This window comes from Bacillus sp. FJAT-27225 (genome assembly GCF_001685025.1).
In the GTDB taxonomy this organism is placed as follows: domain Bacteria; phylum Bacillota; class Bacilli; order Bacillales; family Cytobacillaceae; genus Bacillus_D.
The window spans coordinates 184589-208431 of sequence record NZ_MAYU01000025.1 but is presented as its reverse complement, the minus strand read 5'-3'; the positions used below and the strand labels follow the sequence as shown (position 1 = coordinate 208431).

Below are 23843 nucleotides of genomic sequence, written 5' to 3'. Positions count from 1 at the left end.
GGATAAAGTGTACGGTCGTCAATGGAGGGTCTAGAAAACCTGCGGCGTATATAGGACTGCCTAGTATGAAGAAACTATTATATCAAATCTCCTTCTAAAGCTTTCCAAGGTTCTAGACAAAAGAATTCTGGCACAATTTTGAAAAAGACGTAAGATTCATTGAACCGAACATTTCCATATAAAAACGGCCACTTTTAAAGAGTGAGCCGTTTTTAATTAAACCTTATCGCTTAAATAATAATTATGAGTGGCGTGCAGGGATTCAATCAATGATTTATTCAGTCTTTCACCATCATATGCACAAACTGCCAAAAGCTTCAGTTTTGAAACATCCTCTTCTGCCTTTTGTTCGAACTGCTTTATTTTTGTATTCATGTCGATGTCATTCCCCCACTCCACATGTGTCCATGTCCTAACTTCGAATTTTCTTTCTTTATATGGAGAAAGGATTTTGGAGAAATAATCGACAATCGTTTCTGTGTGAAAATCACCAGTGTAGTAATAAAAATCAAAATTATTAATATGAATGACGCGTTCAAGCTGCTTTGATGTAAAATTCTTCGAAAATCTACTTTTGGCCCTTAACCAAAGCCGGTCATTTTCTATTATCAGGCAGTGTTGCCCCTGATTAAGGCCAGAGCGAATAAATAAAAGCAGATTGTCTATGTACCTGTCAGGACTGTATGTGTTATAAAAAACATGTCCTTCTGATAGATTAAAAAATTCAACTCCCTTGGCATAACCCCTCTTGTCCAACCATGTACCCCTTCCATATTATTATCTCTAGGACTTTACATCTAATTTTACACGTGTTAACAGTAAAAAAACAATTGGTTTCCGATATTTCCCAACATATATCCGAGGTTTTCCATACTTATCCGAAAAAATTTTACTATCTCAGAGAATTCCTTCCACCAACTCCTTATATGACCATTCACTCCGAGTAGCGGTAAACTCACAGTTACAGTGTCGGAGCTTAATTGGTTCTCTGCTTGTTGTAAAAAGTCCACTAAACATTGTTTAGTGGATTAATTGGTGATCTAGAAGGTACTATTCGTCCACGAATATGAATTTAGTGGATAAATAGCTTCTCATGTTGAGGCAAAAAGTCCACCAAACCACACTTAGTGGATTAATTGATGTTCCAGATAGTCCTATTTATCCACCAACCCCCATTTAGTAGATTAGTTGGTTGCCCTGATAGTAGAGGGAAGTCCACCAAACCTCTTTTAGTAGCTTAATTGATGGTCCAATAGGAAAGGAGAATCCACAAAACCTCATAACAAAATGTGCCCTACTTTTTCCACAAAATAGCCCGTACACCAAAGTACGGGCTACAAGCATCCTTTTATTTTTCCGGCTCGGAAGGGTTTGAAATTTCCTCGAGTGCCTGCCCGGCATCATCAGAGGATTGATCCTCCACTGCCAGGTCACCAAGTGAAACTATCCCGATCAGTCTGCCTTGTTCAACAATTGGGAGGCGGCGAATTTGTACATCAGCCATTAAATCGGCAGCTTCCTCTGCACTCATCTCAACTGTTCCTCTTACTGGATCTTTCGTCATCACCTCTGATATCGGGGTATCTGTTGACAGATTATTGGCTAGACCATGAATAACGAGGTCGCGGTCAGTCGCAAGTCCGACAAGCTGTTCACCATCACAAATCGGGATTACTCCAACATCAAGCTCCCTCATTTTCTTGGCTACCTCAAATAGAGATGCATCAGGCGCACATGTTTCCACTTCTGTTGTCATAACATCTTTAATATTCATTGCCAGTCCCTCCTTCATCTACTTTCTCAATTTCCCGGGACCAACAAGGCTAAAACTGGTTGATTTTACATATCGACAATCAGGGGCGTTTACAAAAAACTGCCCATGTAAAAAGCCCGATAGGTTTAACTATCAGGCTGAGTCACTTTTTTTAAGATTGAACAAATATCAATGTCTGTCATTTTCTCTGCGTCGCTATGTGTTCTCACATTATGTTTCAGCCAGTAGTCATAGACTTTTAATAGATCATTCCGGTCATAAACCATATTGGCGAAATGTTTAAAGAAATAGACAAGCATCACATTGACCACTTCTATAGGCAGCTTGTTCCTTGCCATGACAATCCTCAAGGCCAGCAAATCCAGTCCGCGAACTTTGCCTTTGGTCACTGTCCTCAGTACCTCTGTTGGGGTCGCATATTTACAATATTCGATAAGGCTTTGTTCATTTAAATTCGTTCCCATAGCCCCTTCCCCCCATTTCACGAGTATACTTTGATTATAAACGTCCGAAAAAGGAGATGAAATAGAACCATTGCAGTCTTTTCACTACTACTATAGTAGTATTTCAAATGGGTTTTCATAAAATATGTATTATTCTTCTGATAGGAACTCCGCAAACCATTCCACACAACGATATGTTTCCTTCCAGTCTCCACCATCCTCTATCGACCAACAGGCGTAAAGAGTTCCAAGTGCATATGAAGCTTTGAGCAGGTGAACTTTATCCATGCATAGTCCTTCGCAAATCCAGTCAATCCTCTGTTTAAGCAGCTGCCGGGGATTTTCCTTTTCATGCAGATAATTGGTCAAAAAGGAAACAACGTCAAAATAGCGGCTGCCGGCTACCCCTTTAGGGTCAATCGCCAGCCAGCCCCGTTCAGCAAGAAGAATATTTTCATGATGGAGATCGCCATGAAGCAGCTCGTTTTCATGTATGCTATTGATTTCATTTAAGTACAAGTTGGCTCGGTCGATGGCCTCTATCGGTATCGGCTCTCCCCCGTCCGGAAACATGTCTCGATACCTGGTGAAGCCATTAGCCCAATCCATAATCGATGGAGTGCTCACGTCCTTGCTTAGAGGCCTGCGAATTTTATTCCAAACATGAATGAATGTCTTTGTTACAAGTTCTTCATCTTTAAGTTCAGCCAAATTGGTACCCGGGATTAGCCGTTCAAGTAGCATTGCCCCGTTTTCGGAGTCTTCGGCTAGCAGTCTGGCAAACCCGTCCCCTTTATAAAGGCGGACGGTCTGGACTTCATTTGAGAAGTCAAAGTTTGGCACACCGAGTTTCAGGATAACAGGGGTGCCGTTTTGGTCAATTGCTTTCACAACATAATTATACGATAGATTCTCTACCGGCCCGCTTATCGTCAACCTCCATTTCCTTTCATATTCGGTAATCACATATTCAAGCCTCTCGAGCCACTTTTCACCGGCATTTCCAAAGGCGCCGGTTACTTTTTCATAAAATTCCTTTGGGACATCCATTGTTTCCCTCTTTTCCCTTCACGTTAAAGTTTCAGCACCATCAAATCTTCGCTGTAAAAAACACCATCCATCTTCAATGCTTGCTCGTCGACACCATAGACTTTAAATCCGGCTGACAAGTATAACTGTTTTGCCGGGATGTTGCTTGACGTGACAGCAAGATAAACGTGGGTTGCTCCAAGGCTCCTTGCTCTGCCCACCGCAGTATGAACTAGTGCTTTGCCGACCCCTGTTTTCCTATATTCGGGATTCACAAACATAGCTACCAGGTTTGCGCGGTGTTTTAGCTTCTGCTTCGTTTCGGGGAAAATTGTCACACTCCCAATTAATGCCTCCCCTTCATATGCACCGATTGTTTGAGCTTCTCCCCCGCCGAGCCTGGATGCAAAAAACTCTTCTGTATACAAAACTTCCTCTTCATAACTGGATGCAAAAGCCTCGGGATGCTTTTTAAGAGCCTCCAGCCTTAGCTTTTTATAGTCTGCTGCATCCTCTTCTCCTAGCAGCCTGATAAGCATAATTCTTCCCCCTCTTTGTAAAAGGTAGTGGTACGATTTTACTACTTGCTATACAATTTAAAATATAGTGACAATTTTAAGCCAGAAAGGCAGGAAACACAATGAGCAGTGCAGAGGTTTTTTTGAAAAAATTAAATGCTGAAATGGAGGCGCTTTTGGAGGTTGTGACTGAAACAAGCTGGATGGCCCAAACGACAGGTTCCCCTGAATGGGCGGAAAAGCTGAGCGAAGCCAGTACAAAATTCAGCTTATTTTTCTCAGACAAGGATACATATGAACAGGCACAAAAATTTGCGTTGCAGGAAGATTTAACGCCTGAGCAGCGCCGGGAATTTGAGGTATTCCTCACCAGTATGGAGGAAAACCAGCTTCCCGAGGAGATGCTGGCGGATTTATCAAAACGTTCGTCCGAGCTCAACTTGCGTTTCAATACATATTCACCAAAAGTTGATGGAAAAACATATTCAGCCAACGATATCCGTGACGTGCTGATTAACTCCGAAGACCAGGAACTACGAAAAAAGGTATGGTTTGCGAGCAAAGAAGTAGGAATGGCTGTCGGGAAGGACTTGCTCGAACTTGTCAAAAAACGGAATGAGGCAGCACGCCTGCTTGGATTTTCAAACTACCATGAAATGTCCTTCAAGAATCAAGAACTGGACCGGGACGAGATATTTACGATATTTCATGATTTAATTGAGAAATCCGACGACACCTACCGAAGACTTAAGACGGATCTGGATGCGCGCCTTGCGGCCAGGTTTGGTATTGAACCATCCGACATCCGGCCATGGCATTATGTTGATCCATTTTTCCAGGAGGCTCCTCCATCTGACGCAGCGAACCTGGACCGTTTTTATCAGGACAAGGACCTTGTCCAGATGACGACGGATACGTTCAATTCAATTGGAATTGACATTGTGGACCTGTATGAAAAAAGTGATCTGTATCCGCGGCCCGGCAAAAATCCGACTGCCTTTTGCACCGATATCGACAGAAAAGGGGATGTCCGGGTCCTCTGCAATCTGACGCCAAGCTCTTATTGGATGGAAACGAATCTTCATGAATTCGGGCATGCTGCCTATTTTAAATACACTGATAGAAATCTGCCCTTAAGCCTTCGCTCTCCGGCTCATACGTTAACGACTGAAGCAATTGCGATGCTGTTTGGAAAAATGGGCAAAGATCCCCGCTGGCTGAGCAGATTTTTAGAAATTGACCAGGATGTCATGGCGGGTCTTTCTTCGGAACTAGAACACTATCAGCAGCTTCAAATGCTGATTTCGGGACGCTGGATCATCACGTTTGTCTTTTTTGAAAGAGAGTTGTATGAAAATCCGGAACAGGATTTGAATGCACTGTGGTGGAAAACGGTAGAGGAAATTCAGCTGGTCACTCCACCCGAAGACAGGAGCAATCCGGACTGGGCTGCGAAAATTCACTTTACGCTCGCACCGGTTTACTATCAGAATTACCTGCTTGGCGAACTGACAGCCGCACAGCTCCAGCGCCATATCGAGCGGACCATTTCTGAGGAGTTTTTCGTTGAACAGACTGGAACGATGCTTATCGACGAGTTTTTCAAGCCGGGAGCATTGTATAACTGGAATGAAAAAATTCGCCGTGTCACCGGCGAAAAGCTGAATCCTCAGTATTTTGTCGAGCTTTATTGTTAATAAAAGAGCCCCGGATATTGCCCGGGGCTCTTCATTGCCTTTATCTATACATCAAAATTTAGCCCTGATACCTTCCACTCGTTGTTCTCCAGTTTGAAAGTTAGATTGAGGAATGTCGGTGGACTGACAAGATTACCGTTTTTATCTTTGTACAATTCCCGAATACGTACGATATAGACATCGTTTTCAGGCTGATAGTCAAAACCCTGGAGGACCCAGTTTTCTAGCGCAGTATCTCCGCCTGAATAAAGCAACCATTCTTCCGAGCCGCTTTTAATATATAGCTTGTTGTCCACTTCTTCGAGGGAGAGTTCGGTGGATAATAGAAATTTGAGTGATTCCTGGTCACCTGAAGTATGAGCTCGAACAAAATCCTTGGCTATGTTAATGATTGCAGTAAAGGCTTCTTTTTCCTTTTGAGCGGCTTCAATTTGTTTTTCTAGTTCGGTTATCTTTCGGCTTAGTTCAATTTCTTTCTTACTGATTTCTTGTTTGGTTTCTTGAGGTTTACTTGCGGCTCCGCTTTCATTTGTACAACCTGCCATCATAAAAATGCTTACCATCATTAATAACACAAGCGTACGATTCATACTCCTCTTCCCCCTGATTTAGTTGCTATTTAATTTTTTTGTTCCAATATCCCTTTGCAGCCCTCGTTTACTCCTTGTTGAACCAAAGCTCTTCACGGTCGTCTACATCGCCATTATAGTTGATTAAAATTTCTTCCCCTGCTTTTATATCTGTGTAAGCATAAAACTCAAAGGTGTGGTTGTCAAAATTAATATCATAAATTGCGTTGGGTTCATAGGAATGATTAAATAACATTCCATATCCGAGAAGGATTGCTGTATGATTAATTCCATACTCAAATGCATAGTCAGCAAGGAGTGTTTTCTCAATATGCTCATGTTGTTCGTTTGGATAGGAAATGACCGGTGCCTCGTGAATGAGCGTCCCTTTTTTGATATCCTGTGTAGCAAATACCCCTCTATTGAATTCCCCATTACTGAGTGGAGATGATTTTACCTCAATCATGTTGTTCGCCTGCCCACTTTTTGTATTTTTTAAAACTATATGATTCATTTGCTTATTGAACATCTTCTTATTTTGAACGAGATTTTCCAAATTGTCTATATAATACTATTTATCATTCTGAAATTCACATTTTTCCCCATCAAAAATGCCGCCAATAGAGCGACGGCGTTCTTACACATTTTAGTTCGTAAAAATAGCCAAATGGAATCAGCGGGGGACATTGGTACCGTCTTAGTTCATTTTTAGACACGAAATGTCATCAATAAGCTGTATTGGTATCGTTTTGATGAATTTTTAAAGGCAAATGTGACCAACAAGCTTTATTGGTATCGTTCTAGAACAATCTTAGGGGCGAAATGTCACCAATAATATACTTTATCCATAGCTCTATTTGAAAAAAATTATTTTCAAGTGCGTTTATAGTTGATTAATTCGAGCAATCGGCTTGTATCACCTTTAAATGTAAAGATATGTACGTTGTTTTTGTTATCAAACAGCATAAGAAACGGTGCTTCAAAGCTGGGAAAAACGACAATTACTTCATCTGTATCGCCTTTGAACCATTGATTTTCAACCTTGTTCGGAGGACTTAGGGGTATTTTTATCATAAATCCTTCCTTCGGTATAGGGTTGATTTTCTGATAAACACCTGTGATTTCTTGAAGGAACTTTGATGCTTCTTGTTGTATTTCCGCTGTTGACTGGACGGATTTAACTACCTGTCCTTTGTTAATATCAAATAGTTCGACTGGCAGGTTAGTTTCGGCTTCAACATGGATAGCCAGGCATCCAAGAAAAAATAAACAGACAAGGAACTTTTTAAACATCGTAACCACCTCTAACGTAGTATCCCCAAACTTAAAGAAAAAAGAAAACCTTCAATCCAGAACGGATTAGAAGGTTTCGGTGCTGATTTGTCCACTTGGAAATTTCTTTTTCTGGATATAGATTAACCGCATTGATAAGGCGACCCCTGCTGCAAACAGCCCAATTGTCAGCCCAATCCAATAGCCGGTCGCTCCCAACGCAGTAAAGTGGGAAAGAGCGTAGCCAAGCGGCAGGCAGATAAGCCAGTACGCGATGAGCGTCATAATAAAGGCGAGGTTCACATCTTTATATCCCCGTAGTGCCGACAGCGCAGTGGCCTGAATGGCATCGGCGATTTGGAAAAACAATGCGTAAATAAGAAATGCGGCTGTAAGCGCAACAACAGCGCTATCGTTCGAATAAAGGCTGGCAACCTGATCCCTGAATAGGACGACAAGACTTCCGGTAACAAGGGCAATCAGCAAGGAAAGCCCGATGCCAAGCCAGCTGTACACATGTGCATCCCGATTTCGCTTTGAACCAACTTCAAAGCTGACGAGGACTGTCAATGCCATTGATATGGACAGCGGAATCATGTACATAAACGAAGCAACATTTAATGCGGACTGGTATGCGGCAATCGTTGTAATGCTGAATTTTGATATCAATATTGTAACGATGGCGAACATACTTGTTTCGAAAAATGCGGACAGGCCCATTGGGACTCCGATTTTTAGAATTTCGGAAAATTCTTTGCCCACTACTTTTTTAAAATTGGCCCTTGAGAAGTAAGTGGAGAATGGCTCCCTGGTTTTTATAATATAAAACGTAATCCCGCAGAGGATCCAGTACGTAAGGGATGTTGCATAGCCAGCACCGGCCCCGCCCATTTCAGGTAAACCGAGGTACCCATAAATGAGGACGTAGTTCAAAAACAAGCTGAACGGCAAGGACGATAGAAGGATGAACATAACGATCCTTGTATTGCCGAGTGCATAAATAAACGAGCGCAAGACGTTAAAAATAAATAACGGAATGATTCCAAGGCTTAAACCGATCAAATACGCATGGGCGGTTTCCCTGACACGAGGCTTCAAATCCATAAAGTCAAGAATTGGATTCAACGCAAAAGCTCCGGCAATCAGAACAATTACCGCTATTATGAATCCTAAATAGATTCCATGTGATAGCGTTGAGGCTACCTCTTTATCTTTCTTCTCTCCAATGCGCTGTGCTGCTATCGGTGATACCGCAAGCAAAATTCCGCTCAGGCCGATAAAAACCGGATTCCAGATTGACGATCCGATTGCGACTCCGGCAAGGTCAGCAGCATTGTAGCGCCCTGTCATAATAGTATTAAAAAACACCATTGAGAACATCCCGAGCTGAGTGATTAGGATTGGAATAAGCATAATAACGATTTGTTTTATTTTTTCTCTCATCGTAAAGGTCTGGTACATAGTAAACTCCTGGTAAAAGATTCTTATGGTCAATTTACAATATAAACAAAAATTCTTATAATAAAAGCAGAAAATTCAAACTCTTTCAAAGGATTGATGTGATGGATTGGTTTCTAGTTTTAAAAAGAAAAGCGTTGACAGGTATTGTTACGGCAATTCTATCTACATTGGTTGTTTTCGTTTACTTTAAAGAACAAGTCGATACCAGCATACTATGGTTGATCTTTCTTGTTTTTGCAGTTGCTATTTTTTCGTATGGCATTGCTGTTTCGCTGCTCGCTGACTTTTTATCGAAAAAAACAAACCCTAAGCCCGTTGCACTGTTCATCAGGTTCCTTGTCTATCTATTCTTTGGAAGCATCTTATTTTTAGGTGAATTTCTTGTTTTCTATAGTCTGACTGCTTCCCTGCTGTTCTTTATTTTCGATGAAGCAATTAGGTATGGACAATTACATTCATTGGATGCCACGCAATAGCCAGTATTGCTGGCTATTTTTTTGCCGATTCGATAATTTCTTTAAGGTCATTCGTAAAGCCCTTTACTGCATTTTCCCGATACACCGTAACCGGGACGCCCAGGAAGCCGTATTTCTCAACTTCTCGCTTATATTCCGGGTTCACTGAAATATCCCTTACCTCGAATGGCACCCCTTCTTCACTTAGTACCTTTTTTACCATCGTGCATTCAATGCAATCATTCGTCGTGTAGACGATCACTTTCTCTTCCACTTACTGTTCCTCCAGTTTTTTGTAAAGATAATAATGAGTGATTCCTTCTTCTGGAAAATTCTCCAGCGTGCCATAAATCTTATATCCTTGTTTTTGATAAAAATCAGGCGCCTGGAAGCTGAAGGTATCCAGTTTTACGAATGTACAGCCTTTTTCAAGAGCATATTTTTCAGCAAGCCCAAGAACTTCACTACCCTTTCCTTCTCCCCTGAGTGTTTCATCAAGCCAAAAGATGTCGATGTAGAGGCATTTCAGTTTAATTCCACCGAGCAGTCCACCGACAATCGTCCCCTGTTCATCTTTTAAAAAAATATGTACGTCCTCAAGTGGTATTCTATAGGCTTCCGACAGATGAGGCTTATTAAATTCAACGAGCCTTTCCCGTACATAACGCGCATGATCCGGATTCGTTTCAACAATTAGCTTAAAGTTCTCCCCCATATTTCTCTCCTTTAATTATACAAAAATGTGAATACCGACAAAGAACAGGAAGATAAAGGCCATCCAATAGTGGGACTTCCTGCGCCTGCCGGTCGCTTTTTTATGCCGCCGATATCCACTGTACAACAGGATCGGGAGAATTGCTACTGCAGCGATTCCAGTTAGAATTTTCTGCTGGAGGAGGCTGCTCCAATATGTATACACCATGATCCCAATGTGGACGAGAATCAAAACAGAAGCTGAAACCGCAAATGGAATGTGGTATCTCATCAGCTTTTTTGAGATCTTCGCCAGTTTCACCTTCACTTCCCGAATCCTGCTTTTTCGTATCAGTAGAAAGACTATATACATGTTTGAATTGACAAGAAAAAGAATGAACGCTGCCTGTGCAACTAGTTTTCCGTAAAGGATCGCACTAGAGTCATAACCCCGGTAAAGACTGATAAACAGAATTATAGCAACAAGGATTACATTGGTTAAAACCCAACGGAGTATCATGCACAGAATCAATCCTTTCTGTCAAGAAAATTATTTGAATATTTGTAAAATTAAATCTTTTTGTAAGCGTTACCACTATAGTATACTTACAAAAATAAATTTTCCTGCCGTCCATTCAGATTGATTAAAAGTTGAATATATATTTAACAATACTAACAGAGAAAACGTGCAAATGGGGGAAATGAAAATGATTTGTTTTTGCGAGGAATTAGACAAAAAGAAATATGGTCTGAACGACAAGGTAGTAATACTTGAGGGTAAAGAGACCATCCTGAAAATCTATGGACTTAAGAGCGGCCAGCATTTGGAACTGATTGGAATCGATACTCGGCTGTTGACGATGTTTTACAGATCATTAATCCCTGGAGTTGACTGGTTTATTGTTGTATATGATTATAAACAGTTCTGTTCTGACCCCGATATTAAAGAAGCAATTATCTGGCACGAGCTTGGCCACATCGATCATCCGGTTGAGAAAGACCAGCACAATGTAGAATCGGAAATCCGCTGTGACGAGCTTGCCATCAAGCGCGGCTACAAGGAAGGCATGAAGAAAGTTTTGGATCTAACCCAATCCATGGCTCGCACACTCAACAATCAGCTCCTAGCTGACATGACAAACGAGCGGCTGATGAGGATGTCAGGATAAAAAAGCGAATTGTTTCCAATAACTTCATTATGTAAACAATCTTTAGGGTAATCATTAACTGTTATCTTCCTTTTTCCGGCAGAGTAGAACCTTCCCCATTAGCCGAAAAAATGAGCTATTTCTTGTTTCAGCCGCTCCTTGTTCTCAGAGAATTGGCGGTGCCGGTGTCCGTTGCTGCCCGATGGGTGCGGGAAGCCAGCCAGCGTATGGCGGGTGTCCAAAAACCCCTCTTTTCCGAGTTCAGCCAGTACCTTTTGAACATTCACACCAAGAGGAATGATTAGCGGTGAGCGAAGTAAGCTATGATCCTTTGCGAAGTATGTACAGATATGCCTTTGCAGTAAATCCGTTTTCCATATGTCTGGGCTGGAGCCACTATAATTTTTCCCGTTGTAAAAAACGGCATGAGGAAGAACGGATGCCGTATGGACGAGATGGTTTGCAGGACCAAACAGCTCCATGGATGTGCTCAAGCCAAGGTAATCGGCCAGCCCCAATTCATCAAGCATAACGACTAGATTGCGGCGCATCGGGCCTTCAAAGCTCGAGCGCTTTTTTACTTCTTGAAGAATCGCCTCATCCTCAATGCCTCGATTCCCCAATTCCCATACTGTTTGAAATGCAACCTTCATCTGGTGAATGCCTGGTGTAATACCGGCAATCAGAACCTTAGCCTCCCTATTAATATAATCAAATGGCGTGTAGTAGATTTCCAGCTTACGGTCTTCGTCCCGGTCGAGCAGGAACTCTGGTGACTTTAAATCCTCCTCGTGAAAAGGGGCTTGCAGTGAGAGAATTTTAGTTTTATAAGTAGAAAACATCGAAGTGCTGACAATACCCATAGCCATCCCCTTTCACTAAATCGGTTGGTATTCACAGCCATAAAAGACTTTGTCACATAATTTTTTACTAAAAAGTCACTTAAAACTTCTATAAATGACTTTGTCACATTATTTTTCTCTGTAAAGTCACTTAGAGCTTCTATAAACGACTTTGTCACATAATTTTCAACTGCAAAGTCACTTAAACTCCTATAAATGACTTTGTCACATTATTCACTTAGATTATTGCAACTGACTTCTTCCTGCAGCTGTATGTTTTAATACTTCCTTTAAAGTCCAGAAGCAGTCCAGCTTTCCTGCTGCTTGCGAATCGTGACGATTTGGCCGATATGATAGGCATTATGCAGCAAGTACCCGCTTAGGAGCTTACCCCAGTCGCCTTCCTTCAGCTTATCGGGTTTCTCATTCAGTGCATCACGCCAGCCTTCAATTGCCCGCTTGAGACGTTCCACTTCCCTTTTCCAATTTTCTTCGTTTTTTTCTTCCTCTGGCACATCGAAGGTGCGGGCATTTTCAAGCTGAAGAATCTCTTCTACAGAGCCGGGATTATATTTTTCCAAAAAGAACTCGCTCCAATACACAAGATGGCGGACGTTGCCCCAAATCGAGTTGGAATTTTCATTGGCTCTCCATATCGCCTGCTCAAAAGTAACACCGTTAAGTGCATCTTTCAGTGCTGTGAACCAGCCTGATTCATTATACGTTGCATTCAGCTGTTCAAGAAAAACATCCTTCAGTTCATTCATTTATATTTTCCCCCTTTGTTTGAGTAGGATAATTTTACCATTCCATTATTGACCGCGGCAAACAAGGATACGCATAGCAGACATATTAAAATCCACATACTACATACGAATCTATTCAAAGGAGTTGTCTAGTTTGAGAAAGCTTTTATCAGTGCTTCTTGTCCTAATGTTTACATTAACAACAATGGGTGTTTCGGTTGAAGGTGCCAAGGAGAATACTCGGAAGCCCGTCGTGACAGTAAGAGTTAAAAGTTCTGCCGAGCAGTTGAGGCTGAACTATCGAGTACTCTGGAATGACCATGCTTTTTGGACAAGGGATCTTGTCAAAAGCTCAGTGGCTCGTCTGGAAGATACTGGGCCGGTCCTCGCTCGCCTATTAAAAAACCAGGAGGACCTTGGCAATGCCATTAAACCGTTTTACGGTGAGGCAGCAGGAAACACGCTTACCAATCTGCTTAAAGAGCATATTAACATAGCTGTAAAAGTAGTCGAGGCTGCCAAAGCCGGCAATAAGGATGCACTCAATAAGGCGAACTCTGAGTGGTACCGGAATGCTGACCAAATTGCTGATCTGCTGACAAAATTGAACCCTAACATTAATAAAGCCCAGTTCAAAGAAATGTACCATATTCATCTAAAACTAATTACCGACATGGCTGTTGCACGTATCCATAAAGATTGGACAGCAGATATCATGGCAGCCGATCATAATAGCCGCCATCTCTTGATGCTAGCAGACACTATTACAGGCGCTATTATAAAGCAATTCCCCGCAAAGTTTAAGTAAGCTGAATACAGGAACGAAAAAAGAGGCTGAAAACTTATCGTTTCAGCCTCTTATTACTATTATTCTTCATCCATAAATGGATATGCTACGTCTGTTGTTGGAGCAAAGTTTTCTTTAATAACACGAGGGCTGGTCCAACGAATCATGTTGAATACAGAACCTGCTTTATCGTTTGTACCCGATCCACGGGAACCGCCAAATGGCTGCTGGTTAATCATTGCACCAGTTGGCTTGTCATTGATATAGAAGTTACCTGCAGCTCCGGACAAGCGGCGTTCCAGGTGCATGATTGCCTGGCGGTCTTGTGCAAAAATGGCACCAGTCAACGCATACATCGACGCTGTGTCTACTGCATCCAATGTTTCTTCCAATTTATCATTTTCATAAACATAGATTGTTAATACTGGGCCGAAAATTTCTTCACACATCGTTTTGAAGTTTGGATTCTTACTCAAAATAATGGTCGGCTGGATGAAATATCCCACAGAATCGTCATATGTTCCGCCAGCAATAATCTCTGCATCCTCAGAAGATTTAGCAGCTTCGATATAGCTAGTAATGGAATCAAACGCAGGTTTGTCGATTACCGCCCCCATGAAGTTCCTGAAGTCACGGACATCGCCGACTTTAATTTTCGCAACTTCTTTCAACAAGCCAGCTTTTACTTCTTCCCACATGCTTGCAGGGATATATGCACGGGAAGCAGCGGAACATTTTTGTCCCTGGTATTCAAATGCACCGCGGACAAGGTTTGCTACAACTTTATCAGCTTGGGCACTTTCGTGTGCAAAGACAAAGTCCTTACCGCCTGTTTCGCCAATTAGGCGAGGATAAGAGTGGTATCTATGAATGTTTTCACCAACTGTTTTCCAGATTGTCTGGAACGTACTAGTTGAACCAGTAAAATGGAATCCAGACATGCGAGGGTCTGTCAGTACCACTTCTGATACTTGAGAACCACGGGACGGCACAAAGTTAATAACACCTTTTGGCAGGCCTGCTTCTTCCAAAATGCGCATGAAGTAATAGTTTGCCAGTATTGACGTTGATGCTGGTTTCCAAACAACTACGTTACCCATCATTGCAGGAGCCGCTGGAAGGTTACCGCCAATTGCAGTGAAGTTAAATGGAGAAATCGCCAACACAAAGCCATCCAATGGACGGTAGTCTGATCGGTTCCAAATATTCTTCATACTTGCAGGCTGAATTTGATAAACTTGGTTCGCATAATCAACACCGAAACGCAGGAAGTCTATCAATTCTTGTGCTGAATCGATTTCAGCTTGGATAGCAGTCTTGGATTGCCCAAGCATTGTTGCAGCGTTCATTAAATCGCGGTATGGACCGGAGATTAAATCAGCAGCTTTCAGGAAAATGGATGCACGGTGTTCCCACGGCATATTTGCCCAAGCTTCTTTCGCAGCCATAGCCGCTTCAATCGCGTCACGCAGCTCTTTTTCACCAGCCTGTGAATAGTTTGCTAGAACGTGTTGATGATCATGAGGCATTACGACTTGCTTGATTGTATCTGTTTTCACATCCTGGCCATTGATAATGACAGGAATGTCAACTACGGTTTCAGATTGACGTTTTAATTCGGCTTTTAATGTTTCCCGTTCTTTTGTTCCCGGGGCATATGTGTTGCCAGGTTCATTTGTAGGTGTCGGGATTTTGAAGATTCCGTTACTCATTTGGTCACGATCCTTTCTGTAAAAACTATATGGATATAATGGCTCATACCTGAAAAAGTATATCATACTTTGCCGGCTATTGCTTTGTTCATCCAGTGATAAGCTTACCTTATTAAGGGACAATCAGCAATTTTTATGTTATTCCTGCTAGCTGAATTAAGATAATGAATTCTATACATTACCTTCAGGATTTAAGTTCGTCCTTTTAAAGCACCCACTCACGAATCGCTCTTGCGACACCGTCTTCGTTGTTCGATGATGTGACCCAGTCCGCTGCTTCCTTTACGACATCCTGTGCATTGCCCATGGCAATTCCGAGGCCAGCTTCTTTTATCATCAAAATATCATTCAGGCTGTCGCCGACCGCCATCACGTTTTCCATGTTCATTTCAAGAAGCGCGCATACCTGATGCAGAGCGGCAGCTTTGTTGATACCGATTGCGTTGACTTCGATATTAGTCGGGCTGGAATTGCTTATTTCGAGTTCTCCTCTTTCTTTAAGCAAGTTAGCTATTGTTTCCCTGACTTTGTCATCAGGTATATCGAAACCGAATTTCAGCCATTCCCGGGTTTCAAAGTCTTCGGGCATGTTGCCCCTAACCACACCGGTGGAGCTGGTCGCCCAGAATCCGGTCTTATGCTCAGTTGAGAGATCGTACATCCATCTTATTAATGCGAGGTCAACTGGGTTGCGGACAACCAACTCCCCATCCGGCCCCCAAATTTCCGCCCCATTCACAGTTACCAGGTACGAGGACAATTGAAGGGAAACAGCATAATCCTTGCAAGTAGCCAGGCTCCGTCCAGTACTAAGGACGACTGTTATTCCCTTTTTTTCCGCTTCCCTAATTGCATCCCGGACTGCCTTTGAAACTTCGTGCTTGTCGTTTAGTAGAGTACCGTCAATGTCCAATGCAATCAGTTTAATATCAAGTTCTTCCTTCACCATAAAATCCACTCCCAAGCTTCGTATTCTCTTAAACCATATTAGCATGTTAAAAGTAGTATTTTAAATTAAGAGGCTTATATGCTTGTTTTTCAAATCCATAAAAAAGCAGCGGGTTCATTGATAGAATCCGCTGCTTCAAGGCTTATCAACCTCTTAGACATAGAATTGTTTTGTTTTACGGTGTCTCTGTGTTATTGTCAACCTGCTGGGATTCCTTCATCCTTTTTTCCTTTAGCTCAAAATACGTATCAAGTACTGCTTTCCCAATCGTACTATTGTAGCCAGGCCCGCGGCTTCCAGAATAAGCCCATGGGACAACAACCGACATTGCCACTTCTGGCTTTTGGCCCGGTCCAGCCGGGGCGTAGCTAACCAGGCTGAGATTCATAACTTCAGGAGGAATCTTTCCGAATTTCTTCCGCTCAAATCCATCATAAAAAGCTTCAGCGGTTCCAGTCTTTCCAGCCGGGTTATAGGCTGTCTTGGAAAACGTCTTGGTTGCTGTACCCTCCGCTCCATGCATGACCCGCCAGAAACCTTTATGGATTTGATCAAGCCATACCTGGCTGCCATCAAGTTTATTGAGGACCTTTGGCTGAAATTCTTCAAGTATAGGGCCTAGTTCTTTATTGTCCAGTTCTGGCTCCCGTATCTCTTTTAAAATATGCAGCTGGACTCTCTTGCCGCCATTAGCAATCGTGGAAACATACTGGGCTAACTGCATCGGTGTATACGTATCATACTGTCCAATCGCCAAGTCGAGCAGTTTACCCCCTTCCAAAGGACCAGGGAACCCTGCTGCTTCACCAGGAAGGTCAATACCTGTCCTCGTTCCAAGCCCAAATTGGCCGAACGCAGACCTCATTTTGTTAAATCCGTTTAGATTTATGGTTAACGGTTGATTGCGTTCATAATATCCTCCACCAATTTTTATCGCAATATAAAACATATACACGTTGGAGGAAAGTTCCAGCGCCCTGACATTATCTGTCCAGCCAATGCCTGCCCTGTGGGAAGATTTTTCATCCGTTCCTCTGATTACCATCGCTGTATCAAAAAAACGGCTGCCTGGCTTTATAACGCCCTCTTTGAATCCAGAGTAAATGGTTGCTCCCTTAACGGCAGACCCGACACTATAGGATGTTGTAAAAGTACCCAGAGCATAGTCGCCTATTTCATATTCCCCTGTATCCTTATTGCGTTCAATCTTTTTTCCGGCCATTGTAAGAATTTCACCAGTATGCGGATCGGTTAGCACAACAAACGCCCGGTCGAGAAGAGGAGAGCTTCCGCTTCGTTTTCCAGCCCAAAGTTGATCTTCAATTATTTTTTCTACTGCTTTCTGAAGTTCCATATCAATTGTCAGAACTATGTCCTTACCACGTTTGCCTTCCGAGACGGTCTCCGACTTAATGATTGAACCAGCTTTGTCTGTCTCATTTTTGACTTTCGCTTTCTGGCCTCTTAGAATGTTCTCGTACTGCTGCTCGATATAGCTTGTTCCAACCCTGTCGTTTCTGCTGTATCCCCTCGATAAGTAGTAATCCAGTTTTTCTTTCGGAATCCCCTTCTCATCGTTTGAGACATTTCCAAGAATCGATCTTAATGTGTTACTGAATACATACTTTCGTTTCCAATCCGTTGTTGTATCTACCCCCGGCAAATCTTCCAGGTTCTCACTTACCGCAGCGAACTCCTCGTCGGTTACAATTTCAATATCTTTGTCATCCTCAGGGTCCCTCTGTTTTTTTCCGCTTTTAACGATTTGGGGAGACTGTGCATACCCTGATTTAAACTTTCTGTAAATAGCCAGAACTTCCATTTCAGCCGGGTTATTCGTAATCGTTTCAAGCTCTTCCTTGGTCACCCGTTCCACCTGGAGCCGGTAAATATCTTTTTCCTTCAGGTCCTTTTTATAATACAACTTCCATTCTTGTTTGGTTATTTTGTTTTTGGCCTTCTTAGGATTAGTCAAAAGCCAATAATCTATCAATTCCCATTCAGGAATTTTTCCAGGCTTTTTCTCAATCAGTTTTGCCAGTTTCCTCGCAGTCTCGAGCATTTCTTCCGGTTTCGTGTTCTGATATTTGGTATAGATAATTGCATTCAGAGGCGTATTGTCTACAATGACTTTTTGGTTCCTGTCATACATCTTGCCTCTTGGCACAGGGTATTTGACAGTAACATCCTCAGTCCGTTCCACTTCCCTCTTAAAATCATCACCATAAACGATTTGAACAATGCCCAGCCGGACAATTAACATCGAAAACAAAAAGAATATAGCTAAAAACAGCAGGTTTAGCCTAAGCGGTACAAATCGCTTTTTCTTTTTCTTGGATACCAAATTTCTCACATCCCATATGTATATATTTCCATATTATCGTTGTCAGGATGTTTTTACCATATGAACCTGTAAAATTAGTAGATTTTTCTGAATCCGGCGTTGGGCTTTTTACTAGAAGCATTGATTTGAAAATAAAAAAGCTCCAAGCAAAAGCTAAGAGCCCATCGATCTAAATTCGTTTTTCAGATTATAATCTATTAACTAAGTGACCCAATAAGAAGTATTTCCGGATTCTTCACGATTCCTCCTATATCCTTTGCCATCGGAGCAGTATATAAAAACGCCAACACGGTACCCAAACCGGCCGGCGATTGAATCTATATTCAAGACTGGCTCTTTTTAAACACCGCCGTTAATAAGCCATCCACTCCAAAAACATTCGATTTGGGGTGTAATTCCCTCATTGACCGGATTTCAATTTCCTTGAAATCTTTAAAAATCGATCTTAATTTTTCCTTACTAAAACCGAGACCTCCTTTAAGGCTTCGGATCCTATAAACCTCCCAATCGGAAATGTTTGCTCCCCCGAGCTTACCATTCTCCACAAAACATGTAATCGCAAACAACCCATCCGCTTTAAGAGCCTTATTAATCAAATTTATATAAGACATTCTTCTGTGCGGAGGAATGTGATGGAAGCAGCCAGAGTCATAAATAATGTCGTAACTGCCTTCTTCTGCATGTAAATCAAAGATGTTTTCCATTATAAAATTTATTTCTAGATTTTTTTCTTCAGCCCGTTCCTTAGCCCATTCCAACGCTTCCTTGGATAAATCAACAGCATCAACCGTGCAGCCTTTTTCAGCAAAATAAATGGCATTTCTTCCTGGGCCACAGCCTAATTCAAGAACTCTTCCTGGCTTAAATAGTTGATCATCGAAATAATTTACTAGATTTTCATCAGGATTGTTAGCAAAAAAAGGCACCTTTTTTTCACGATTAGTATAAAAGGAATTCCAATCAAAACGGGATTGTTCCTTCAACAGCTCATCGAGCATAAGCAGTAGATCATCAAAATCATGAATCATTTCTCTCATTTATAGCCCCTGCTTTCCACAAAAATTTCGTCTTTCATATTGTACCAAGTTTTACCTATTTGTTTGTTAAAGGAATATTAAAATCAGATTATTTCATCGGTTGTTTTATCGATAAAGGACATTAATAACACTGCTTAGAGCTTGGTTAAAACCGCCTTGCTTCTCGTAAATGTTTAACTTTGAGGGAATGTACCTTACCTGATTAAAATGTGTCTAAGGGGTTATTTAGGATGAATAATCATGTTAGGTGGAAATACTACCCAAGTTTATTGTTACAAACGTTACAGGAATGTTACAAAGCATTCCGAGAATATGGGAAGGAATACTAAAAGGCAGCTCAAGTCGCTTGCCTATTCAATCTTTCTAACTCATAATCAATCTTTGCTAAATCAATTCTCTTGAAAAAGGAAGAAATGGGGATATACTTTTGCCCCATGATTATATAGAAAATAAAAAAACCCTGCCCTTAACTAAGTTAAAGGACAAGGTTTATAATTCACATGAGACCACGTTATTTCGCAAATGATTCATACCATTTTCATATGACTGTTTTTGCTTTTAGCGGGACTTTTCCGCTGACAATATAATTATTGAATGAGTACATTCCCAATATATTGAGCAGTTCCGGCCGAATTAGTAAAATCAACTTCCAGTATGTACTTCCCCTTGTTCTGTGGAAATTGAAATTCCAATGAATCTTCCACAGGGAGTTCAAGACGTTGACCGTTTTTTACGAGGGCTACCTTTATATTCGTATCAGTCCAAATATCTCCACCATTGTCTTCATTCTCTTTAAATTCCAAGGATGCTTTCTGATTTGAAAAGACTTTTATTTCTTCCAGGGATGTTGCATATCCTTCAATATCCTCGATTTTTTGTTGTACATTTTCACTGGCAGTGCTCCAACTAATATCCGCCTCTTTTAATTGCACAGAATATAAGGCTAAATGCAAATGAGCTGTTGGCACCCCTACATCGTAATCTTCTCCAATACATCCCGCTAATGTGAAAATGACACACAGCACGATCATCAATTTAGTGAACCGCTTCATATCAGCCCCGCCTTCTGCTACTACTGCTATTAGCCGCTTTGTCTTTAAGTTAAATGAACCCCAACTTTGCTATTGTAATGGAATTATATATGAATAACCGTTACATTCGGCCAAGTGGATTTCCATTTCTTTTTATGGATTCTATCCTTATATAATGCTGTACGTTGAGGCGTTTCAGCAAAAAAGCGAGTCGGTTTTACGACCATTTTGATCACATCCTCAATTCCGCATGGAGCTGCAAGAATAACCTGATGATCACAATCGAGTTTTACACCAAGAGCGGTAGCCGTTTCAGGAAATTTTGAAATTGCATCTGTCGATGATAAATATGGCGGAATTTTATTAACACTATGCATTCTCGCCTGATTCTTTACAGACCATGGGATATCCGGAAGTAACACGGCCAATTCTTCTTCTAATAATTTCTCTGTTTCTTCGTTTCTATCCTTTTCGTCGAAGTAGATTACATCGACATCGGGTATACGTGTCCTTTGTTTATATCCGTGCAAAGTGTCCCAGATTTTCGAACGAACAAATCCTGCACAAATCCACCAATCTGGTAAATCTAATGTGTTCGCCGCTCTTAAACAATCCATCATTAAAGAATCGTTACTGATAAGGGCAACAATATCCTCTTCATCTTTTATCACAATAATTATCTTCTCCTAGGACTATTCTGTTCAACTCTTAAACCGGAACACGATTCAAAGCTTCTTTTAAAAAAAACGCTATCTAAAGCTCCGTTCTGATAGCCCATAACTCAGGGAAGAAGCGCTGGTCGAGGACTTTTTTCAAATATCCTACACCAGATGAGCCTCCAGTCCCCTTCTTGAAGCCTATAATCCTCTCAACGGTTTTCATATGGCGGAACCGCCATTGCTGAAGCCAGTCTTCAATATCGACCAGCTTTTCGGCCAGCTCATACAGCTCCCAATAGACTTTCGGGTTTTTATAAACCGTCATCCAGGCAGCCTTTACTGACTCGTTTTCCTTGTAGGCCTTTGTGAAATCGCGATTCAACACATCTTCATTTACAGGAATCCCGGCTCTGTGAAGTGCCTCAATTGCAACGTCATAAAGCCCTGGAGCCTCGTACGCATTCTGAAGCTCCGCCAACAATGCCGGGTCCTTTTGATAGATTTTCAGGATATGAGGGGTTTTGTAACCAAGCGCGAATTCTAGCATCCGGTACTGAAATGATTGGAAACCAGATGCTTGGCCAAGTGAATCACGGAACTCCATATATTCGGAAGGAGTTAGTGTAGAAAGCACATCCCAAGCCTGAATGATTTGTGATTGTGTCTTGGAAACACGAGCCAGCTTCTTTTGAGCGGAAGCGAGGTCACTTTTTTTAATAGAAACAATTGCCGCTTCAACTTCATGAAGGATCAGCTTCATCCACAGCTCGGTTACCTGATGGATAATGATAAACAACATTTCATCATGATGGCCGGTCAGGCGGTTTTGGGCAGAAAGGATTTTATCAAGCTGCAGGTACTCGCCATAGGTCATAGTATCTTTAAAATCAGTATGGATTGTTGTTTCAGTTATTTCTTCGCTGCTCATTCACGTCACCCCTTCCAATTTTCTAATACATGCACGAACAGGGCTTCCGTCCGCATCTTTTAATGGAAGCGGCAGCGCAATCAACTCATAGTCCCCTTCTTCGACGCTATCAAGCATAATGTTTTCCAAAATATGAATGCCATTCCGGTGCAGGGCATGGTGCGTTTCCATGCTCTTGCTGTCGAGCGGATCGACTGACGGGATATCGACCCCCAGGAGGAGTACGCCCATTTCACCAAGGTAAGCAGCAATGCTTGCGTCAAGTTCCGGGATTGTTTCCGGAAAAAGTTGTGGGTTATTGGGGATGGATGTTTTCATTAGGAGCCGTTCTACTCCATCCAGATCGAATGTCTCTAAAACTTTTTGGTCAATTTTTGAAAAAGAACACACATCTATCACTCGAGCAGGCCCAATAAAGACCTCGATGTCAAGGTCAATGATCTTTGCTCCCTCATTATCAAAATGAAAAGGCGCGTCAACGTGGGTGCCGGTGTGCAAACTCGTCGTGATGCGGCCAATGTTTACTGAACCTGTTTGTTGTTTCGTAAAAGCAGTCTCATACTTAAACGGAGTATCACCAGGCCAATGGCCAATTGTTCCATCCAATGGCTGTGAAATATCAATCCACTTTCTCATGTAACGACTCCTCACTTGTTTTCGAATTTCTCCTGCCATAATTGCTTTAGGAATTTCGACTGTTTACCATACCTCATTTATCTTCATTCCCTAGCCGATTCCATTTGGGGAATTGAAGACAGGATAACGACTTCCAACTTCATCGACTTGCAGATTCTAACAGCATGTAAAATTAATCCTCATCTGGCCTAGCGCTCTTGCCGGTCCAGGTAAACAGCACAGTCTTATGTAGAACTCTTCGGAATAAACCTTTCAGAAAATTATGTCATTCATTAGAATTATAGGTGTTTGCTTATCATGACGTCAAAAAATTCAAGTTGAAGGATTTCCACCAGAAAGGGAGAATACTACTATTAAAGGAGTGGATATCATGAAGCAGCAAATTACGCCCTATCTCAGCTTTAACGGAAATGCCCGCTCAGCCCTGGAAAAATACAAGGATATTTTTGGCGGAGAACTTGAAGGCCTGCAAACATATGGGGAAGCAGACTACCCGACCCCGCCAGGCGCCGATGACCTCTTGATCCACGGCCGCCTCCGGAAAGGCGATCTGGTTATCATGGTTTCAGACACAGCCGGTGGCCGAGAAGTCACTGTCGGCAGCAACGTATCACTTGTACTTGAGTTTGAAAGTGAGGATGCAATCAGGGCTGCCTATGAAAAACTATCCGAAAATGGCATAGTCTACATGGAATTGCAAAACACCTTCTGGGGTGCAACATACGGAAAAGTCCGCGATGAATTCGGGATTACATGGGAATTGAATTTTCAGCAATAGAGGCTGGATGTATGATTGAGGTCCGGCAGCTGCCGGGCTTCTTTTTTTGGGGTATGTTGGGGTTATCATTAGATGGACGGAGAGAAGCTAGCGATACCTTTGCTAAGCTCCTCTTCTTTATGTGCCTGGATTCCGTAAAAAGCTATAATGGTTTCGTACGTTTTCCTTTGTTCTAAAACTCCTATTCAATGACAATTTCACATTCCCTTCACGAGGTATTGTCCTCGAAACCTTCGCCAAAATTTATCTTAATACTCTATCGTGTTCCCAACGCTATTGGGGACATTTTGACTGTTTGCACGGCCTGAAACGGTGCCAATACAAGCTATTGGGGA

At 42.0% G+C, this 23843-nt stretch carries 27 protein-coding genes; 5 read left to right on the top strand and 22 right to left on the bottom strand.

Features of this window, described 5'->3' with window-relative positions:
• Window positions 1–216: 216 nt before the first annotated feature.
• From A8F94_RS23510 to A8F94_RS23490, 5 genes are all read right to left on the bottom strand, one after another.
• Window positions 217–756: an MEDS domain-containing protein gene (locus A8F94_RS23510; RefSeq protein WP_066206608.1), complete on the bottom strand. Its 540-nt coding sequence runs from the start codon at window positions 754–756 to the stop codon at window positions 217–219.
• Between the two features lie 592 nt (window positions 757–1348).
• Window positions 1349–1774 (bottom strand): CBS domain-containing protein, encoded by a 426-nt coding sequence (locus A8F94_RS23505; protein WP_066206604.1) that lies wholly within the window; start codon window positions 1772–1774, stop codon window positions 1349–1351.
• 125 nt (window positions 1775–1899) lie between these two features.
• Complete coding sequence (locus tag A8F94_RS23500; RefSeq protein ID WP_066206601.1) at window positions 1900–2238, bottom strand: hypothetical protein; 339 nt, start codon at window positions 2236–2238, stop codon at window positions 1900–1902.
• 129 nt (window positions 2239–2367) lie between these two features.
• Window positions 2368–3267, bottom strand: coding sequence for an aminoglycoside phosphotransferase family protein (locus A8F94_RS23495; RefSeq protein ID WP_066206598.1), 900 nt, complete (start codon window positions 3265–3267; stop codon window positions 2368–2370).
• Between the two features lie 23 nt (window positions 3268–3290).
• Window positions 3291–3785 (bottom strand): GNAT family N-acetyltransferase, encoded by a 495-nt coding sequence (locus tag A8F94_RS23490; RefSeq protein WP_066206595.1) that lies wholly within the window; start codon window positions 3783–3785, stop codon window positions 3291–3293.
• 101 nt (window positions 3786–3886) lie between these two features.
• On the opposite strand from A8F94_RS23490, the gene A8F94_RS23485 reads away from it, so the two are divergent.
• On the top strand, window positions 3887–5461 hold the full coding sequence (locus A8F94_RS23485; protein ID WP_066206593.1) for a M2 family metallopeptidase: 1575 nt from the start codon (window positions 3887–3889) through the stop codon (window positions 5459–5461).
• Between the two features lie 44 nt (window positions 5462–5505).
• Here A8F94_RS23485 and A8F94_RS23480 read toward each other — a convergent pair whose 3' ends face one another.
• The 4 genes from A8F94_RS23480 to A8F94_RS23465 form a co-directional block, all read right to left on the bottom strand.
• A complete protein-coding gene (locus tag A8F94_RS23480) occupies window positions 5506–6051 on the bottom strand; it encodes a hypothetical protein (protein WP_066206591.1) in 546 nt (181 codons plus the stop codon).
• A 67-nt stretch (window positions 6052–6118) separates the two neighbouring features.
• Window positions 6119–6496, bottom strand: coding sequence for an SET domain-containing protein (locus A8F94_RS23475; RefSeq protein WP_066206978.1), 378 nt, complete (start codon window positions 6494–6496; stop codon window positions 6119–6121).
• 407 nt (window positions 6497–6903) lie between these two features.
• A complete protein-coding gene (locus A8F94_RS23470) occupies window positions 6904–7323 on the bottom strand; it encodes a hypothetical protein (RefSeq protein WP_066206585.1) in 420 nt (139 codons plus the stop codon).
• A gap of 66 nt (window positions 7324–7389) precedes the next feature.
• The gene (locus A8F94_RS23465) at window positions 7390–8763 is read right to left on the bottom strand and encodes an MATE family efflux transporter (RefSeq protein WP_066206582.1); all 1374 of its coding nucleotides are present in this window, start codon (window positions 8761–8763) and stop codon (window positions 7390–7392) included.
• 101 nt (window positions 8764–8864) lie between these two features.
• On the opposite strand from A8F94_RS23465, the gene A8F94_RS23460 reads away from it, so the two are divergent.
• Window positions 8865–9239, top strand: coding sequence for a hypothetical protein (locus tag A8F94_RS23460; RefSeq protein WP_066206580.1), 375 nt, complete (start codon window positions 8865–8867; stop codon window positions 9237–9239).
• Between the two features lie 13 nt (window positions 9240–9252).
• On the opposite strand, the gene A8F94_RS23455 is transcribed toward A8F94_RS23460, so the two are convergent.
• From A8F94_RS23455 to A8F94_RS23445, 3 genes are read right to left on the bottom strand one after another with little or no spacing between them, the layout of a single operon-like run.
• The gene (locus tag A8F94_RS23455) at window positions 9253–9492 is read right to left on the bottom strand and encodes a glutaredoxin family protein (RefSeq protein WP_077247888.1); all 240 of its coding nucleotides are present in this window, start codon (window positions 9490–9492) and stop codon (window positions 9253–9255) included.
• Complete coding sequence (locus tag A8F94_RS23450; protein ID WP_066206577.1) at window positions 9493–9933, bottom strand: GNAT family N-acetyltransferase; 441 nt, start codon at window positions 9931–9933, stop codon at window positions 9493–9495.
• Window positions 9934–9948: 15 nt separating this feature from the next.
• Window positions 9949–10431, bottom strand: a complete 483-nt coding sequence (locus A8F94_RS23445; RefSeq protein WP_066206575.1) for a hypothetical protein — start codon at window positions 10429–10431, stop codon at window positions 9949–9951.
• Window positions 10432–10618: 187 nt separating this feature from the next.
• On the opposite strand from A8F94_RS23445, the gene A8F94_RS23440 reads away from it, so the two are divergent.
• Window positions 10619–11080, top strand: a complete 462-nt coding sequence (locus A8F94_RS23440) for a hypothetical protein (RefSeq protein WP_066206570.1) — start codon at window positions 10619–10621, stop codon at window positions 11078–11080.
• Between the two features lie 98 nt (window positions 11081–11178).
• Here the strand turns inward: A8F94_RS23440 and A8F94_RS23435 are convergent, their stop codons facing one another.
• Window positions 11179–11922 carry a hypothetical protein gene (locus A8F94_RS23435; RefSeq protein ID WP_077247887.1) on the bottom strand — a complete coding sequence of 248 codons (744 nt, stop codon included), beginning with the start codon at window positions 11920–11922 and terminating at the stop codon, window positions 11179–11181.
• Between the two features lie 269 nt (window positions 11923–12191).
• Window positions 12192–12668 carry a DinB family protein gene (locus A8F94_RS23430; protein WP_066206568.1) on the bottom strand — a complete coding sequence of 159 codons (477 nt, stop codon included), beginning with the start codon at window positions 12666–12668 and terminating at the stop codon, window positions 12192–12194.
• A 133-nt stretch (window positions 12669–12801) separates the two neighbouring features.
• On the opposite strand from A8F94_RS23430, the gene A8F94_RS23425 reads away from it, so the two are divergent.
• Window positions 12802–13455, top strand: coding sequence for a hypothetical protein (locus A8F94_RS23425; RefSeq protein WP_066206565.1), 654 nt, complete (start codon window positions 12802–12804; stop codon window positions 13453–13455).
• A gap of 59 nt (window positions 13456–13514) precedes the next feature.
• On the opposite strand, the gene pruA is transcribed toward A8F94_RS23425, so the two are convergent.
• The 8 genes from pruA to kynB all read right to left on the bottom strand — a co-directional run bounded on the left by pruA (window position 13515) and on the right by kynB (window position 22730).
• Window positions 13515–15146 (bottom strand): L-glutamate gamma-semialdehyde dehydrogenase, encoded by a 1632-nt coding sequence (gene pruA / locus A8F94_RS23420; protein ID WP_066206560.1) that lies wholly within the window; start codon window positions 15144–15146, stop codon window positions 13515–13517.
• A gap of 205 nt (window positions 15147–15351) precedes the next feature.
• Window positions 15352–16095, bottom strand: a complete 744-nt coding sequence (locus A8F94_RS23415; protein WP_066206558.1) for a Cof-type HAD-IIB family hydrolase — start codon at window positions 16093–16095, stop codon at window positions 15352–15354.
• A 175-nt stretch (window positions 16096–16270) separates the two neighbouring features.
• A complete protein-coding gene (locus tag A8F94_RS23410) occupies window positions 16271–18439 on the bottom strand; it encodes a peptidoglycan D,D-transpeptidase FtsI family protein (RefSeq protein WP_139070168.1) in 2169 nt (722 codons plus the stop codon).
• A gap of 323 nt (window positions 18440–18762) precedes the next feature.
• Window positions 18763–19476, bottom strand: coding sequence for a class I SAM-dependent methyltransferase (locus A8F94_RS23405; RefSeq protein ID WP_066206552.1), 714 nt, complete (start codon window positions 19474–19476; stop codon window positions 18763–18765).
• A gap of 587 nt (window positions 19477–20063) precedes the next feature.
• Window positions 20064–20528 (bottom strand): hypothetical protein, encoded by a 465-nt coding sequence (locus A8F94_RS23400; RefSeq protein WP_066206547.1) that lies wholly within the window; start codon window positions 20526–20528, stop codon window positions 20064–20066.
• 83 nt (window positions 20529–20611) lie between these two features.
• A complete protein-coding gene (locus tag A8F94_RS23395; protein WP_066206541.1) occupies window positions 20612–21181 on the bottom strand; it encodes a nucleotidyltransferase family protein in 570 nt (189 codons plus the stop codon).
• A 79-nt stretch (window positions 21182–21260) separates the two neighbouring features.
• Window positions 21261–22094, bottom strand: a complete 834-nt coding sequence (kynA, locus tag A8F94_RS23390; RefSeq protein WP_066206535.1) for a tryptophan 2,3-dioxygenase — start codon at window positions 22092–22094, stop codon at window positions 21261–21263.
• The gene (gene kynB, locus A8F94_RS23385) at window positions 22095–22730 is read right to left on the bottom strand and encodes an arylformamidase (protein ID WP_066206532.1); all 636 of its coding nucleotides are present in this window, start codon (window positions 22728–22730) and stop codon (window positions 22095–22097) included.
• Between the two features lie 370 nt (window positions 22731–23100).
• On the opposite strand from kynB, the gene A8F94_RS23380 reads away from it, so the two are divergent.
• Window positions 23101–23508 carry a VOC family protein gene (locus tag A8F94_RS23380; RefSeq protein ID WP_066206529.1) on the top strand — a complete coding sequence of 136 codons (408 nt, stop codon included), beginning with the start codon at window positions 23101–23103 and terminating at the stop codon, window positions 23506–23508.
• Window positions 23509–23843: the final 335 nt, after the last annotated feature.

What these genes read in the sequence shown, in the direction of transcription:
- A8F94_RS23485 (WP_066206593.1), top strand. Translation starts at nt 3,887, where the DNA reads ATGAGCAGTGCAGAGGTTTTTTTGAAAAAATTAAATGCTGAAATGGAG.
- A8F94_RS23470 (WP_066206585.1), bottom strand. Translation starts at nt 7,323, where the DNA reads ATGTTTAAAAAGTTCCTTGTCTGTTTATTTTTTCTTGGATGCCTGGCT.
- A8F94_RS23475 (WP_066206978.1), bottom strand. Translation starts at nt 6,496, where the DNA reads ATGATTGAGGTAAAATCATCTCCACTCAGTAATGGGGAATTCAATAGA.
- pruA (WP_066206560.1), bottom strand. Translation starts at nt 15,146, where the DNA reads ATGAGTAACGGAATCTTCAAAATCCCGACACCTACAAATGAACCTGGC.
- A8F94_RS23505 (WP_066206604.1), bottom strand. Translation starts at nt 1,774, where the DNA reads ATGAATATTAAAGATGTTATGACAACAGAAGTGGAAACATGTGCGCCT.
- A8F94_RS23435 (WP_077247887.1), bottom strand. Translation starts at nt 11,922, where the DNA reads ATGGGTATTGTCAGCACTTCGATGTTTTCTACTTATAAAACTAAAATT.
- A8F94_RS23405 (WP_066206552.1), bottom strand. Translation starts at nt 19,476, where the DNA reads ATGAGAGAAATGATTCATGATTTTGATGATCTACTGCTTATGCTCGAT.
- kynA (WP_066206535.1), bottom strand. Translation starts at nt 22,094, where the DNA reads ATGAGCAGCGAAGAAATAACTGAAACAACAATCCATACTGATTTTAAA.
- A8F94_RS23440 (WP_066206570.1), top strand. Translation starts at nt 10,619, where the DNA reads ATGATTTGTTTTTGCGAGGAATTAGACAAAAAGAAATATGGTCTGAAC.
- A8F94_RS23495 (WP_066206598.1), bottom strand. Translation starts at nt 3,267, where the DNA reads ATGGATGTCCCAAAGGAATTTTATGAAAAAGTAACCGGCGCCTTTGGA.
- A8F94_RS23430 (WP_066206568.1), bottom strand. Translation starts at nt 12,668, where the DNA reads ATGAATGAACTGAAGGATGTTTTTCTTGAACAGCTGAATGCAACGTAT.
- A8F94_RS23465 (WP_066206582.1), bottom strand. Translation starts at nt 8,763, where the DNA reads ATGTACCAGACCTTTACGATGAGAGAAAAAATAAAACAAATCGTTATT.
- A8F94_RS23500 (WP_066206601.1), bottom strand. Translation starts at nt 2,238, where the DNA reads ATGGGAACGAATTTAAATGAACAAAGCCTTATCGAATATTGTAAATAT.
- A8F94_RS23380 (WP_066206529.1), top strand. Translation starts at nt 23,101, where the DNA reads ATGAAGCAGCAAATTACGCCCTATCTCAGCTTTAACGGAAATGCCCGC.
- A8F94_RS23490 (WP_066206595.1), bottom strand. Translation starts at nt 3,785, where the DNA reads ATGCTTATCAGGCTGCTAGGAGAAGAGGATGCAGCAGACTATAAAAAG.
- A8F94_RS23415 (WP_066206558.1), bottom strand. Translation starts at nt 16,095, where the DNA reads ATGGTGAAGGAAGAACTTGATATTAAACTGATTGCATTGGACATTGAC.
- A8F94_RS23460 (WP_066206580.1), top strand. Translation starts at nt 8,865, where the DNA reads ATGGATTGGTTTCTAGTTTTAAAAAGAAAAGCGTTGACAGGTATTGTT.
- A8F94_RS23450 (WP_066206577.1), bottom strand. Translation starts at nt 9,933, where the DNA reads ATGGGGGAGAACTTTAAGCTAATTGTTGAAACGAATCCGGATCATGCG.
- A8F94_RS23400 (WP_066206547.1), bottom strand. Translation starts at nt 20,528, where the DNA reads ATGAAGCGGTTCACTAAATTGATGATCGTGCTGTGTGTCATTTTCACA.
- A8F94_RS23480 (WP_066206591.1), bottom strand. Translation starts at nt 6,051, where the DNA reads ATGAATCGTACGCTTGTGTTATTAATGATGGTAAGCATTTTTATGATG.
- A8F94_RS23445 (WP_066206575.1), bottom strand. Translation starts at nt 10,431, where the DNA reads ATGATACTCCGTTGGGTTTTAACCAATGTAATCCTTGTTGCTATAATT.
- kynB (WP_066206532.1), bottom strand. Translation starts at nt 22,730, where the DNA reads ATGAGAAAGTGGATTGATATTTCACAGCCATTGGATGGAACAATTGGC.